This is a genomic window from Gordonia caeni, assembly GCF_039537105.1.
GTDB classification, from domain to species: Bacteria; Actinomycetota; Actinomycetes; order Mycobacteriales; family Mycobacteriaceae; genus Gordonia; species Gordonia caeni.
In genome coordinates this window covers 79,481-93,431 of the sequence record NZ_BAAAZW010000008.1, presented here as the reverse complement: position 1 = coordinate 93,431, position 13,951 = coordinate 79,481, and the positions used below count along the sequence as shown (strand labels likewise).

Annotated in this window: 14 protein-coding genes and 1 tRNA gene; 6 read left to right on the top strand and 9 right to left on the bottom strand. The window is 65.9% G+C overall.

The window, feature by feature from the left end; translation table 11 throughout:
• Window positions 1-66 precede the first annotated feature (66 nt).
• Both ABD732_RS13975 and ABD732_RS18780 read right to left on the bottom strand, forming a co-directional pair.
• On the bottom strand, window positions 67-432 hold the full coding sequence (locus ABD732_RS13975) for a helix-turn-helix domain-containing protein (RefSeq protein WP_344784758.1): 366 nt from the start codon (window positions 430-432) through the stop codon (window positions 67-69).
• 89 nt (window positions 433-521) lie between these two features.
• Window positions 522-1,112 (bottom strand): DUF3558 family protein, encoded by a 591-nt coding sequence (locus tag ABD732_RS18780; protein WP_425553058.1) that lies wholly within the window; start codon window positions 1,110-1,112, stop codon window positions 522-524.
• A gap of 573 nt (window positions 1,113-1,685) precedes the next feature.
• Here ABD732_RS18780 and ABD732_RS13970 point away from each other — a divergent pair.
• Window positions 1,686-2,183: an SRPBCC family protein gene (locus tag ABD732_RS13970; protein WP_344784756.1), complete on the top strand. Its 498-nt coding sequence runs from the start codon at window positions 1,686-1,688 to the stop codon at window positions 2,181-2,183.
• Window positions 2,184-2,212: 29 nt separating this feature from the next.
• Here ABD732_RS13970 and ABD732_RS13965 read toward each other — a convergent pair whose 3' ends face one another.
• Both ABD732_RS13965 and ABD732_RS13960 read right to left on the bottom strand, forming a co-directional pair.
• Window positions 2,213-3,355, bottom strand: coding sequence for a cystathionine gamma-synthase (locus ABD732_RS13965; RefSeq protein WP_344784754.1), 1,143 nt, complete (start codon window positions 3,353-3,355; stop codon window positions 2,213-2,215).
• The gene (locus ABD732_RS13960) at window positions 3,352-4,761 is read right to left on the bottom strand and encodes a cystathionine beta-synthase (protein WP_344784752.1); all 1,410 of its coding nucleotides are present in this window, start codon (window positions 4,759-4,761) and stop codon (window positions 3,352-3,354) included. Before ABD732_RS13960 ends, ABD732_RS13965 begins: the two co-directional genes overlap by 4 nt.
• A gap of 76 nt (window positions 4,762-4,837) precedes the next feature.
• On the opposite strand from ABD732_RS13960, the gene ABD732_RS13955 reads away from it, so the two are divergent.
• Window positions 4,838-6,061: an acetyl-CoA C-acetyltransferase gene (locus tag ABD732_RS13955; RefSeq protein ID WP_344784750.1), complete on the top strand. Its 1,224-nt coding sequence runs from the start codon at window positions 4,838-4,840 to the stop codon at window positions 6,059-6,061.
• 115 nt (window positions 6,062-6,176) lie between these two features.
• Window positions 6,177-7,046 carry a type IV toxin-antitoxin system AbiEi family antitoxin domain-containing protein gene (locus ABD732_RS13950; protein WP_344784748.1) on the top strand — a complete coding sequence of 290 codons (870 nt, stop codon included), beginning with the start codon at window positions 6,177-6,179 and terminating at the stop codon, window positions 7,044-7,046.
• Window positions 7,047-7,117: 71 nt separating this feature from the next.
• Here ABD732_RS13950 and ABD732_RS13945 read toward each other — a convergent pair whose 3' ends face one another.
• Window positions 7,118-8,008: a Bax inhibitor-1/YccA family protein gene (locus ABD732_RS13945; RefSeq protein WP_344784747.1), complete on the bottom strand. Its 891-nt coding sequence runs from the start codon at window positions 8,006-8,008 to the stop codon at window positions 7,118-7,120.
• 177 nt (window positions 8,009-8,185) lie between these two features.
• Here ABD732_RS13945 and ABD732_RS13940 point away from each other — a divergent pair, with 177 nt between their 5' ends.
• Together ABD732_RS13940 and ABD732_RS13935 are read left to right on the top strand one after the other, a co-directional pair.
• A complete protein-coding gene (locus ABD732_RS13940; protein ID WP_344784745.1) occupies window positions 8,186-9,313 on the top strand; it encodes a phosphotransferase family protein in 1,128 nt (375 codons plus the stop codon).
• 11 nt (window positions 9,314-9,324) lie between these two features.
• Window positions 9,325-10,461, top strand: coding sequence for an Rv3169 family protein (locus ABD732_RS13935; RefSeq protein WP_344784743.1), 1,137 nt, complete (start codon window positions 9,325-9,327; stop codon window positions 10,459-10,461).
• Here the strand turns inward: ABD732_RS13935 and ABD732_RS13930 are convergent.
• The gene (locus ABD732_RS13930; protein WP_344784741.1) at window positions 10,437-11,111 is read right to left on the bottom strand and encodes a DsbA family oxidoreductase; all 675 of its coding nucleotides are present in this window, start codon (window positions 11,109-11,111) and stop codon (window positions 10,437-10,439) included. The genes ABD732_RS13935 and ABD732_RS13930 overlap by 25 nt on opposite strands.
• 67 nt (window positions 11,112-11,178) lie before the next feature.
• Here ABD732_RS13930 and ABD732_RS13925 point away from each other — a divergent pair.
• Window positions 11,179-11,255 (top strand) — tRNA-Leu (locus ABD732_RS13925).
• On the opposite strand, the gene ABD732_RS18775 is transcribed toward ABD732_RS13925, so the two are convergent.
• From ABD732_RS18775 to ABD732_RS13910, 3 genes are all read right to left on the bottom strand, one after another.
• Window positions 11,212-12,900: a recombinase family protein gene (locus ABD732_RS18775; protein WP_425553057.1), complete on the bottom strand. Its 1,689-nt coding sequence runs from the start codon at window positions 12,898-12,900 to the stop codon at window positions 11,212-11,214. The two genes, ABD732_RS13925 and ABD732_RS18775, sit on opposite strands and share 44 nt — an antisense overlap.
• A gap of 100 nt (window positions 12,901-13,000) precedes the next feature.
• Complete coding sequence (locus ABD732_RS13915; protein ID WP_163847113.1) at window positions 13,001-13,411, bottom strand: helix-turn-helix domain-containing protein; 411 nt, start codon at window positions 13,409-13,411, stop codon at window positions 13,001-13,003.
• A gap of 198 nt (window positions 13,412-13,609) precedes the next feature.
• Window positions 13,610-13,888, bottom strand: a complete 279-nt coding sequence (locus ABD732_RS13910; RefSeq protein ID WP_045536698.1) for a DNA-binding protein — start codon at window positions 13,886-13,888, stop codon at window positions 13,610-13,612.
• Window positions 13,889-13,951: the final 63 nt, after the last annotated feature.

Here is a 13,951-nt window from a genome sequence, read left to right as displayed (position 1 = left end):
TCGCGAAGGCCGGGCCGCAGTCACTGCGGCCCGGCCTTCGTCTGTGCGGAAAGTCTGTGCGGGCGGTCAGCTCTCGGCGTCGGCGGCGATCAGCCTGTGCAGATCGGCTTCGACGGCGGACAGCGCCTTGCGATCTTCCTGCTCACGGGAGCGTGCCGGCAGTGGCGCCGCGACGTCCGGCAGCAGGTACACGGGCGGAACGTCGAGGGCCCTCGCCAAGCGGTAGACGGTCGACAGCTGCGGGTCGGAGATGTTGGGCGGCCGATTGCTGGTGGCCCGCTCCAGATTCGAGACCGCGTTGCGGTGCATGCCGCTGCGGTGCGCCAATTCCTCCTGCGAGTACCCGCGCTCCTTGCGAATGGTGACCAGCCGGTGTGCGAACGAGTACGCGTAGGTGTCCCACTCCAGGGATCCTCGCTCGTTGACTGCCACCCATTCAATCTGGCCAATCCACACCGGAATGTCTGCCCACCGCAGTGTGCACAAAGTCTCTGTGGCTCAACATCTTTCGCCCGCGGGTGTCAGCGTGGCATCTTGTCGATCGTCGCCTTCGTGAACGCGATCGCCCGCTCACACACCTCCTCCACCGGAGGGTGAGGGACGCCATGATGGATTACGATCGTGTTGACCGCGGCCTCCCCTGACTGGACATAAGTGTCACAATCAGCTCCATCAGCAAGCCGGTGGACGCCGACCGTTCGGCCCTGAATGTCTAGGTCCCTCATCCAGATATCGACGCCACTCCTCTTTGACTGCTTGTCGACAGCAAGGCCCGGTGAGTTCCCAACCACCTGCGACACGCTCCACGATCCACTCTGCGGGACGATCCGGTATTGCCACCTACACCCTCGGAGAGTCTGTCCGTCCGTACCAGCCACGTCGCGGACACTGTCCGGGATCACGCCCAGATTCATCAACTCACTTGCCTCAAGTGCAGTGCATGGCTCATACGAAGTGCCGTCGTTTCGTGCATTCCACCGACTTTTCAGACGCGTCTCAAACGGCAATCGTTTCCCGGCGGAATCTGTCTGCCTGATGCCGTCTGAACTCGGGGTTGTCCCACGATGACTGGATTGTGCCGTGGAGCCATCAGGCCCTCGACCACACGCCATCAGCACGAAGGTCATCGTGACGAAGTACGCCACGATCATCAGACGGTTGGACAATCCTTTCCTGGATATCAGCACGGGAGGTCTCCACACGCCTCCTGGTCCTGCACCTCATAGGCCTGGGCCGCGGCCGTCGAGTTCGCAGCCAACGTGCGACTCGCTGTCACTAGCCTCTCAAATTCGGCACTGACACCGCCCACGATCTCGCGAAGGCGGCCGTACAAGGCTGTGCCCTCAACGCACTCAATTCCGAAGTAGTTGCGGGCAACTACAGAGCGAAGAGCGGTGTCTAGGCCTTCCAGATCCGCCGCAGCTTGCTCCGCGACGCGGGCACGGTCGCGCCAGACTTCAGCAATCGAGACCAGGTCTGACATGCACCCTCCGAGCGTCCATGGGCCTGCGGTGGGGACCGACTCCCCCCGAAGGTCGGTCCCCATCGCAGTCCCCCCGAACGTCGAATCTGCCACCCCCCGATCAGCAGTTTCGGCGTTGTAAGAATTAGACGCACCGAAGAGCGATCCGGTTCCACATTTCGTCGAGAAAGTTCAGATCGGTCCCCGCGTACACTTGCCGACCATGGCGTATGCACTCGAATCATTCGACGAAGAATTCTTCACCACGGCCCCGCTCAGTTACGAGATCGACGTGAACGTTCCGGTGGCGCCGGCGCAGGTGTGGGCCGAGTTCACGCGTCAGAACACCCTGGACTGGTGCCGGGCCCTGCGGTCGGTCAACTACACGTCGCCGCAGCCGTACCGGCCGGGCACCACGCGCTCAGTGGTCCTGGCTCCCGGAATCATCAAGATGGACGAATTCTTCTTCATCTGGGACGAGGACGCCGAAGCCGAGACCTTCCGCCACGCCTTCCACGGTGTCAGCGCGAACATCCCGGGTCTGCGGCGGTTCGGCGAGTACACCGAAGTGACTCCCGCCGAGCACGGGTCGCGCCTGGTCTGGCGTTTCGCCATGGAGCTGGCGGGCGTGGGTCTCCCTGGATTCCTGTCGGGGCCGATCGCGAACGCCGCCTTCTCCACGGTGCGCACCGACACCATCAAGCACTTCGCCCAGTGCTGATCCGAGCGAAGTGACCGAGCAGGCTCCGGCTAAGCCAGGGCCTGTTCCACGTCGGCGATCAGATCGGCTTCGTCTTCGATGCCTACTGACAGACGCACCAGGTCGTCCGGCACCTCCAGAAGGGAGCCCGCGGTGGAGGCGTGGGTCATCGCCCCGGGGTGCTCGATCAGCGACTCGATGCCACCGAGCGACTCGGCCAGCGTGAAGATCTTGGTCCGCGCGCAGAAGTCCAGCGCCGCTTCCCGTCCGCCGGCCAGCCGCACCGAGATCATGCCGCCGTAGCGACGCATCTGACGCGCCGCCGCGTCGTGTCCGGGATGGTCTTCCAGGCCCGGGTACAGCACCGACGACACCTTCGGGTGGGCGGTGAAGAACTCGACCAGCTTCTCGGCGTTGTCGCAGTGGCGGTCCATCCGGACCGCGAGGGTCTTGATCCCGCGAAGCGTCAGGTACGAGTCGAACGGGCCGGGCACGGCGCCCGCGCCGTTCTGCAAGAAGGCGATGTCGGCGTCGAACTGTTCGTCGTTGGTCACCAGCGCGCCGCCCACCACGTCCGAATGACCACCCAGGTACTTGGTGGTCGAATGCACGACGACGTCGGCGCCCAGATCGATCGGCCGCTGCAGGTAAGGAGTGGCGAACGTGTTGTCCACCACCAGCTTTGCACCACCGGCATGGGTGACGTCGGCGATGGCCGCGATGTCCCCGACGTTCAGCAGCGGGTTGGTGGGCGTCTCCACCCACACCAGCTTGGTCTTGGGTGTCATCGCCGCGGCAATCGCATCGACGTCGGCCACCGGAGCCACCGAGTACTCGATGCCCCACTGCGAGAAGACCTTGTCGATCAGCCGGAAGGTGCCGCCGTAGGCGTCGTTCGGGATCACCAGATGATCACCGGGACGCAGCGCCGCCCGCAGGATGGCGTCCGTCGCGGCCATACCCGAGGCGAAACCTCTTCCGTACGAACCGTTCTCGATCGCGGCGATGTTCTCCTCGAGCACCCGCCGGGTGGGATTTCCGGTGCGCGCGTACTCGAAGCCGTCGCGCATGCCCCCGACGCCGTCCTGCGCGAACGTCGAACTGGCATAGATCGGCACGTTCACCGCACCGGTTCGGGAGTCCGGGTCCCAGCCCGCGTGGATGGCCTTGGTCGAAAAGCCCTGATCGGTCACTGCTTGTCCTCCCGGGTCGGAAGCGGATGGGTACTGGCGTAGGCGAGCAGGTCGTGCCGCGTGATCACGCCGACCGGCTTGCCGTCCTCCACCACCATCAACGCATCGGAGGTACTCAAAGCTTCCATCGCCATCGACACCGGCTCGCCGGCGCCGATCTGCGGGAAGGCCTCACCCATGTGCGCCGACACCGGATCGGCCAGCGTTGCCCGGCCCTCGAAGACCGCGGACAGCAGGTCGCGCTCGTTCACCGCGCCGGCGATCTCGCCGGCCATGATCGGCGGCTCCGCCCCGACCACCGGCATCTGGGAGACGCCGAACTCACGCAGGATCTCGATCGCGTCGCGCAGCGTCTCCTGCGGATGGGTGTGCACCAGATCGGGCAGCGCGCCCGTCTTGCCGCGCAGCACCTCGCCCACCGTCGACTCCGGCTTCTCGCCTTCCAGCGGCGTGCGCAGGAAGCCGTAGCTGCTCATCCAGTCGTCGTTGAAGATCTTCGACAGGTAGCCCCGGCCACCGTCGGGCAGCAGCACCACGACCACCGCGTCCGGGCCCTCGCGCTCGGCCACCTGCAGGGCGGCCACCACGGCCATGCCGCAGGAACCGCCGACCAGCAGCCCCTCCTCGCGGGCCAGCCGGCGCGTCATCTCGAACGAGTCCGCGTCCGAGACGGCGATGATCTCGTCGGGCACGGTGGGGTCGTAGGCGTCCGGCCAGAAGTCCTCGCCGACACCCTCGACCAAGTACGGCCGGCCCGAGCCGCCCGAGTACACCGACCCCTCCGGGTCCACGCCGACCACCTTCACGCGCCCGTCGGAGACCTCCTTGAGGTAGCGACCGGTGCCGGTGATGGTGCCGCCGGTGCCGACGCCGGCGACGAAGTGCGTCACCGTGCCGTCGGTGTCCTCCCAGATCTCCGGACCGGTGGTCTCGTAGTGACTGCGCGGACCGTTCTGGTTGGCGTACTGGTTGGGCTTCCACGCACCGTCGATCTCCTCGACCAGGCGATCGGAGACGTTGTAGTAGCTGTCCGGGTGCTCCGGCGGCACCGCCGTCGGGCACACGACCACCTGCGCGCCGTAGGCCCGCAGGACGTTCCGCTTGTCCTCGGCCACCTTGTCCGGGCACACGAAGACGCACTTGTAGCCGCGCTGCTGAGCGACCAGCGCCAGCCCCACGCCGGTGTTGCCCGACGTCGGTTCGACGATGGTGCCACCCGGCTTCAGCTCACCCGACTCCTCGGCGGCGTCGATCATCCGCGTGGCGATGCGGTCCTTCGAGCTTCCACCGGGGTTCAGGTACTCGAGTTTCGCAGCGACCAGACCCGAGCCCGGCTTGGTGACCGAGTTGAGCTTGACCAGCGGCGTGTTACCGACCAGATCCACGACATGATTGGCGATGCGCATGCACCCATAGTCCCATCCCTCCGGGACGAACTCGACTCTGGTCCGCCTCAGTATGGCGCTGGGTTACTCTGACGGCATGCCAGAAGCTGTCATCGTTGCCACTGCCCGCTCCCCGATCGGCCGCGCCGGGAAGGGATCCCTCAAGGATGTCCGCCCCGACGAGCTCGCCCGCCAGATGGTCTCCACGGCCCTGTCGAAGGTGCCCGAACTCGACGTGGCCGACATCGAGGACATCCACCTCGGCATCGGCCAGCCCGGCGGTGCCGGCGGGTACAACATCGCCCGCGTCGTCGCTGTGGAGCTCGGCCTGGACCACGTTCCCGGCGTCTCGGTGAACCGCTACTGCTCGTCGTCGCTGCAGACCACTCGCATGGCCCTGCACGCCATCAAGGCCGGCGAGGGCGACGTCATCATCTCCGGCGGTGTGGAGAGCGTGTCGAGCTTCGGCACCTCGGGTGCCGCCGACGGCGCCCCCAACTCCAAGAACCCGGTCTTCGCCGACGCCGAGGCCCGCACTGCGCTCGCCGCGCAGGGTGGCCAGGGCCCGTGGCACGATCCCCGCGAGGACGGCCTGATCCCCGACGTCTACATCGCGATGGGCCAGACCGCCGAGAACGTCGTGAGCTTCACCGGCATCTCGCGCGAGGACCAGGACCGTTGGGGCGTGCTGAGCCAGAACCGCGCCGAGAAGGCGATCGCGGACGGCTTCTTCGCCCGCGAGATCGACCCGATCACCCTCGCCGACGGCACCCAGGTGACCACCGACGACGGCCCCCGCGCCGGCACCACCTACGAGAAGATCAGCCAGCTGCAGCCGGTCTTCCGTCCCGACGGCACCATCACCGCCGGCAACGCCTGCCCGCTGAACGACGGCGCCGCCGCCCTGGTGATCATGAGCGACACCAAGGCCAAGGAACTGGGGCTGACCCCGCTGGCACGCATCGTCGCCACCGCCGCCACCGGCCTGTCCCCCGAGATCATGGGCCTCGGCCCGATCGAGGCGGTCCGCAAGGTGCTGCGCATCGCCGACATGTCCATCAGCGACATCGACCTCTACGAGATCAACGAGGCCTTCGCCGTGCAGGTGCTCGGCTCGGCCGACGTCCTCGGCATGGATCACGACCGCCTGAACGTCTCCGGCGGAGCGATCGCGCTGGGCCACCCGTTCGGCATGACCGGCGCCCGGATCACCACCACCCTGCTGAACAACCTGACCACGCACGACAAGACCTTCGGTCTGGAGACCATGTGCGTCGGCGGCGGCCAGGGCATGGCGATGATCATCGAACGCCTCAGCTGACCTACCGATTCTTGGCGCTTCAACCGACCTCCACGGTCGGTTGAAGCGCCAAAATCTTTTCCGGGGGTCGGCGCGGCGAGGGAACCGGCACCGCACACGGCGCGTCTAACCGAGCATGGACCCCGTCGACGCCTTCCTCGCCGACCACGACGGTGTGATCACCACGTCGCAGGCACGCTCACTCGGCCTCACCCAGCGACAGGTCAGCCGCAGGCTGAAGGCCGGCCGCTGGCTGACGATGTCCCGGGGTGTGCACCTGTCGAGCCAGCACCATCTGACGGACGTGGCACGGGTGCGCGTCGCCGTGGCGACCCACCGCGCAGTCGCCGACCGCACTGCGGCGGCGTTCTGGCACGGCCTGATCGACACGCTCCCACCGGTGGTGACGGTCAGCGCACCCCGCAGCGTCCACGGCCAGACTCAGTCGCCGTTCGCCGTCTCCGTCAAACGCCGCTCCTTCCCCGCCGAAGACCAGGAAGAGCTGCGGGGCATCAAGGTGACGCGCCGGCCCCTGACCGTCCTGGCGGCGGCGCAGGAAGTCGATGACGGCGCCGCGCTGATCGACCGGGCGCTGCAGCAGGGTGAGGTCACCATCGAATCGCTTCGCGCAGCCCTGGACCGCAACTCCGCGCACGGCCTCAGCCTGGCCCGGGAACTGATTGCAGTACTCGAAGCCGGCAGCGAGTCGACCGCCGAGCGACTGTTCGTCGAGATCCTGCGCCTGCACGAGATCACCGGATGGGTACAGCAGTTCCAGCTGGCCGGCAGGCGGCTCGACTTCGCCTGGCCCGCACGGCGGGTGGCGGTGGAGATCAACGGCTGGTCGTATCACCGCACGCACTCGCGGTTCGAGTCCGACAGCGACAAGGCCGCCTCGCTCGCCGCCATCGGATGGCTGCTGCTGCCGTTCTCCTGGAAGGCGATCCGCTACGACGCCGAGGACTGCGTGCTCAAACTGACCAATGCCCTCAACTCCCGGGGCTGAGGGCAGAATTATGGCGCTTTGACCGACCTCAGGGGTCGGTCAAAGCGCCAAGAATTTCTTGAGAGGTGTGACTAGTCGCTGTTCAGGTACGTCAGCAGTCGCAGGATCTCGACGTACAGCCAGACCAGGGTGACGGTCAGGCCGAGCGCGACGCCCCAGGCGGCCTTCGACGGAGCGCCGGCCTTGACCAGGCGGTCGGCGGCGTCGAAGTCGATCAGGAACGAGAACGCGGCCAGCGCGATGCACACCAGCGAGAAGATGATCGCGATGGGCCCACCGCTGCGGATGCCCATGTCGACGCCGAACAGGCCCAGGACCAGGTTGCCGAGCATCAGAGCCAGCACGCCGAACAGTCCGGCCATCAGCATGCGCGTGAAGCGCGGGGTGACGCGGATGGCGCCGACCTTGTAGACCACGAGCATGCCGGCGAAGACGCCGACGGTGCCCAGGACGGCCTGGCCGATCAGGGCTCCGGCGCTGACGCCGTCACCGACCATGAAGTTCGCGAACACGAACGAGATCGAGCCGACGAACAGACCCTGCAGCGCCGCGTACGACAACACGATCGCGGGATTGTCCTGCTTGCGGCCGAAGCTGGCGACCAGCACCAGCACCAGGCCGCCGATGGCGCCGACGGCCAGCAGCGGGGTGGCCAGAGCCATCTGGGCGCTGTCACCGGCACGCGAGGCGATCGCGGCGTAGGCCGCGACGGCGACGACGATCAGAAGGCCGAGAGTCATCCCGGTCTTCACGACGATGTCGTCGATGGTGATCTGGCGGCTCGACGTGGGGGCCTGGACGAAATCCTGCTGGCCCTGCTGGTCGTAGGGGCTGGTCTGCTGACGGCCGGCGGTCCACGCGGCCTGCTGGGCGCCCGGCACAGCCTGACCGAAGCCGGCGTAGGGGGCAGGCTGGTTATCGCGGATCACTCCGCGCATCACCGGGTTGCTGCTCTCGCGCACTGTTGTTGCTCCTTCGAAACGAATTGGATGCGACCACTCTTGCCGATTCAACGCCCGTCGCGCCGCATTGGTTCCGACTTTACCGACTCTTGACCAATTCCGTTGAACGCGCCTCCAACCTGGAACGTGTTCTAGAGATCGCCTCCCCGGAGCGGCGCCTCGTGTTTGCATGTTGGTGTGTCTTCCCTCGCATCCGATGCCGATGAAGGTCGCGAGATCGCGCGACCCACCCAGTCCCAGCGCGAACCCGAATGGCTGCGCGACCGTCTCGACGCCTGGATCAAAGCCAGGGCCGGCGACGACGCCGGCGTGACCGAGGTGGTTCTCCCCTCGGCCAACGGCATGTCCAGCGAGACCCTGCTGGCCGAGGCAGTCGTCGACGGACGGCCGGAGAGCCTGGTGGTGCGCGTCGCACCGCTGGCCGCCAGTGATCCGGTGTTCCCCTCGTACGACCTGGACGGCCAGTTCAAGCTGATCGAGCACGTGTCCAAGACCACCGAGGTGCCGGTGCCCCGGCTGTGGTGGTCCGAGCCGGACGCGGAAGCGCTGGGCGCACCGTTCTTCGTGATGAGCCGCGCCGAGGGCCGTGTCCCACCGGACGTGATGCCGTACACGTTCGGATCGTGGGTCACCGAGGCCACGCCGGAAGAGCGTGCCGAGATGGTGCGAGGCAGCGTCGAGGTCCTCGGCCGGATCCACGCCGCTCCGCTCGACGGCGCGGACCTGGAGCCGCCGCGCGACGACGAGACGCCGCTGCGCGCGCACCTGCGCCGGCTTCGTGAGTTCTACGACTGGACGAGCCGCGACGGCATATCGGCGCCGCTGATCGAACGCGCCTTCTCCTGGGTCGAGGCGAATCTGCCTCCCGAGAACGACGACCCCGTGCTGTGTTGGGGCGACGCCCGGATCGGCAACATCATGTACGACGGCTTCACCCCGACTGCCGTGCTCGACTGGGAGATGGCGGCCGTCGGACCGCGTGAGCTCGACATCGCCTGGATGATCTTCCTGCACCGGTTCTTCCAGGACATCACCGAGATGGCCGGCATGGAAGGACTCCCCGACTTCCTCACCCGCGACCAGGTGGCCGCCGCCTACCTCGCCGAGACCGGTCACCAGCCCAGCAACCTGGACTTCTACACGCTGTACTCGGCGCTGATCCACGCGGTCGTGATGTACCGGATTCAAACGCGTGCGATCCACTTCGGTCAGGCCGAGGCGCCGGAGGATCCCGACGACATGATCATGCACCGCAAGACGCTCGAGGCCATGCTCGACGGCGAGTACTGGGGGGCGATCAAGTGACGCTCTCCCCAATGGACGACCATCCCGTTCATCAGATCGCCGAGGTGATCCGGCACGTCGGCACCTCCGACCGGAACTTCTACGACCGCTACTACTTCAACTGCCATCCCCGACTGGCCGGCGGCGACGAGGATCCCACCGGCCCGTGGCTCATCTTCGGTCTGGGCGTCTATCCCAATCTGGCGGTCACGGACTGCTTCGTCGTCGTCCGCCACGGCGATGACCACATCGTCGTGCGTGGTTCGCGCGCGCTCGGAGACGACCGGGACGACCTGCGGGTCGGCCCCTTCCGCATCGAGGTGCTCGAAGGCCTTCAGCGCCTACGGATCTCGCTGGAACCGGGGCACGGCGACGTCTCCTTCGACATGGAGTTCACCGCGGATGCCCCGGCGGCGTTGGAGCCGCGGCACTTCCAGCGGCAGCTGGAACGCGTCACTTTCGACACCCAGCGCTTCGTCCAGACCGGCGCCTGGTCGGGCTCGATCACCCTGGACGGCAAGCGGTTCGACGTCGACCCGGACACCTGGCGCGGCAACCGCGACCGGTCATGGGGCGTGCGGCCGGTCGGCGAGGCCGAGCCGCCGGGCCGGCGGGCGGCAGACACCGATTCGGCGGGGTTCTTCTGGATTTACGCTGTCATGAGATTCGACGACTTCGCGGTGGTCTCCATCGTGCAGGAACAGCGCGACGGCGAGCGCGTGATGGGCGACGCCCGCCTGATCTGGGCCGACCCGGCACGCGGGATCGAGTGGCTGGGCCGGGTGGAACACGAGATCACCTTCATCCCGGGTGGTCGCGAGCCGTCCTCGGCGATCTTGCGGTTCATCAAGCCGTCGGGCGCCACCACCGTCGTCGAGGCGACGCCCCAGTTGGGCAACTACATCGGCTTCGGCACCGGCTACGGGCTGGAGCAGGATTGGCGCCACGGCATGTGGCAGGGCGACGAGAAGGTCGAAGCCCAACGGCTCAAGGTGTCCGAGCTGGATCCGACCATGAAGCTGTTCTGCCCGGTCGACCACGTGGCCTCGTTCACGCTGACCGATGCCGACGGCACAGTCCATCACGGTGAAGGACTCTTCGAGTTCGCGGTGATCGGCCCGCACGACCAGTACGGGTTCGCCGACTACGTCGACGTGACGCCGGTGTAGCGCTCCCAGCCCTGCCGGAGCGCGTCGGTGAAGACCTCGGCCGTCTGGGCGCCGGCGACGACGAAGTGGCGGTCGAGCACGAAGTAGGGCACGCCCTGGCAGTTCAGTTCGCGGGCGAGCTGCTCGTCGTCGCGCACCGCCTGCGCGTAGCGCTCACCGTCGTCGAGCACCGCGCGCACCTCGGCCTCGTCCAGGCCCTCCCCGACGGCCACCTCGACCCAGCGTTCGCGGTCGCCGAACAGGCGGCGCTCATCGCCGAAGTTGGCGTGGAAGAAGGCCAGCAACAGATCCTCGGCACGGCCCGACTCGGCGGCGAGGTGCACCAGCCGGTGCATGTCGAAGGAGTCGCCGAAGTCGCGGTTCGACGTCACATACGGCAGCCCGAAGCCCTCGGCCATCTCAGCGATCTGCAGTTCTCCCTGCGCCGCCTGCTCGTGCGTGTAGCCGTACTTCGCCGCCAGGTGCTCCACGACGTCTCCGGCGGCCCCGCGCGGCTGCGAGGGATCCAGCTCGAAGGACCGGTGGATCACCTCGATGTCGTCGGCGTGGTCGAAGTCGCCGAGCCCGACGAGGAACTGGTTGACTCCCAGGTAGCAGAACGGGCAGTTGATGTCGGACCAGATCTCCACCTGCATGCGTGCGTCACTCACCCCGTCATCGTATCCCCCGCCAATCGGTGGTCGAGCCCGGTCGGGCCCCTGGCAAGATGTCCCTGACGCCCCCATAGCCCAATTGGCAGAGGCAGCGGACTTAAAATCCGCCGAGTGTCGGTTCGAGTCCGACTGGGGGCACCAGAACGTTCTTACTCGAACCGACACGGAACATGTCGGCGAGCCGGAGCCGATGGTTCAACCCGAACTCCCTGGAATCTCCAGGGAGTTTTTGGGTTTCTCCCTCGTCAGAGCCCTGTTGGTTGTCGGTGGCGCAGTCCGCTTCGGATGCGCTGTTGTGGTGTGTGAAGGTACGTGCTGCCTCGTGTAGCTCGCTGATCGCTGGTGTGAGTTCGTCGGTGACGACGCCCGCGTCGTCGAGCCAGAGCTTGTTGAAGCTGGCGGTGTTGAGGTCGCGCCGTCCGTCTTCGGGGGCGCGTACATAGAGTGACTGTGGGTCGTCGAGTAGATCGAGGTACTGCTGGAGATTGCGGGCACCGAGTTCGAGTTGTTCGCCGGTGTCGTCGAGACCTTGCTGCGCTCGGGTGCGTTCGGTCTGAATCTTGCGAAGCCGGACGCGGATCTTGTCCGGTGCGAGGTCGCCGTCGGCGGCTAGATCAAGCAGTCGTTCTTCCTGTTGGGCGAGCTTGTCGAGCTTCTTGCGGTAGGTGACGTGCAACCCGCGGACGTGGGCTTGGGCGTCGGCCATGGCGCGGTCGATTGCCTCGCGGATGTAGTCGAGAAACTTCGACTGTAGCCCTAGCTTGGCGTAGTGATTCAGGACGTGCCACTCGATGTCGGCCACGGGCAGGTGCGGTAGATCGCATTCACCACGTTGGCGGGCCAGGCACAGGTAGTAGGCGTAGTTGCCGCCGTTGCCTTTGGCCTCGGTGTAGACCAGCCGGGAGGTGCGGCCCTCGGCACGGCATCGTTCGCAATACAGCAGGCCTTTGAGGTAGTGGTAGTGGACGCGGTCGCGTTGTCCTCTTGCGGAGCGGTCTTCGATGACTTTCTGCACGCGTTCGAACAGATCGGCTGAGATGATCGGCTGATGACGTCCCGGGAACGTCTCGCCCTTGTAGCGGACAATGCCGATGTAATAGGGGTCGCTGAGCATGCGGTGCAGGTGGGACCGGGACAGTTCCTTTGCGCCGCCGCGTCCTTGCGGGCGTGCTCTGAGCCCGAGGTCGGCCATGGCCTCCTGGAGTCGGTCGATCGAGTAGTCGCCGGTGGCATACATTTCGAAGGCTTGCTTGATCAGCGGAGCGCGCTCTTCGTCGACGGCGATGCCGTTGACTTGGCGCCCGTTGTGTTCGATGCGCACGTTGCGGTAGCCGATGGGGGCGCGGCCGTTGGTGCCGCCCATCTGCGCCTTGTGGCGCATCTTGACTTTGATGTCCTCGCCGGACATCCGCACCTGGACTTCGTTGATGATGTCGGTGACCGCTTCCATGGCGTCGGCCATGATGCCTTCGCCGAAGTCTTCTTTGGCGGAGACGAGCTTGACGCCCATGGCTTCGAGTCGTCGTTTGGTGATGACGGCGTCACCGAGGTTGCGGAATGCGCGCGAGCGCATGTAGATGATCACCAGCGAGACGTCGGGGTGTTCGCCGAGGTAGGCGAGCAGCTGTTTGAAGACCGGGCGTTTGTCGATGGTCTGCGCGGATGCTCCTGGCTCGACGAACTCCTTCTCGATGATGGCTCCCATTCGTGCGGCCTTGGCGTTGTTGGCCTCACGCTGGGTAGCGATTGAGTTGCCTTCGGCGTCGACGTCGGCACCGGTGTCCATCTGCCGGGTGGTCGAGACACGCAGGTATGAGACGGCGACCTGCGGCCCTGTTGTTGTGCTGTCGTTCATGTCGCTGGTCCTCCTTTCTTGCTTCGATGAGTTAGTTGCTCGCTGCCGGCTCATTGGCGTATGCCGAACTCGGCGATGACGCAGCCCCGGGGTCATTCAGCAGGGTCTCGACGTAGCGCTCCAGCCTGGCGATGGCTTCGGGCGGCAGCTGGCATATCTTGTCTTCGAGGTCACCGGCGAGTTGCGAGATCGACTCGGGTGTCTTGTAGCCAGCTGCGGCGTACATCGCGTAAAGGGACAAGCCGAGAGGTTCGGCTAGTGCGGCGATATGGGCCGGGTTCACTTTCAATACTTGGCCCTTTTCGAGCTTCGATATTTGCCCCTGGGCGACGCCGGATACCTCAGAGAGAGCACGGAAGGTGAATCCTGCTTTCGTGCGCGCATCGTGAATGAGGCTGCCGAGAGAATTATCGGCAGCCGGCTGATTAGTGGTATTTATCATTTCTAGAGTCCTCCCATTCATTTCCTATTGTATAGAAATTGTTTCGAAATGGGAATGCGAATTGTTCATTCCACATCGAATTACAGGGAAGTCTTTCCTTGTGTGTTCTTTTGGTGTGTTGTGGCGGGAGCCAGCGAGTCATCGTGAGACTCGGGCTGGCTCCCGCCGGGGTGGACGGACGGCTCCCCACGTGTGGGGCTATCCCTTGGCGGTGCGGCCGCGGGCGGACTTGGACGCCTGCGGGCTGGACGGGGCGAACAGGGCTGCGAGTGCCTGTTGCTGCACTGCGGCTTCCTTCTCGATCTCGGCGCGAAGTTCCTCGGCCTTGGCGGTGATCGCGGGATCGCCTGCCAGGGTGTCGAGGTGCTTCTCGATGGCGGTGCGGATGGTGTCCGTGACCGTCATGCCGCTGAGTTTCGACAGCATGCCGATGCGGGCGTGCAGTTCGTCGTCCAGTCGGACGGCAAGGGTCTTCATGACCGTCTCCTCCTTCCTGAGGGTGTTTGTCCGAGCAGTCCCGTGCGGGTGTTGTTCGGCCAC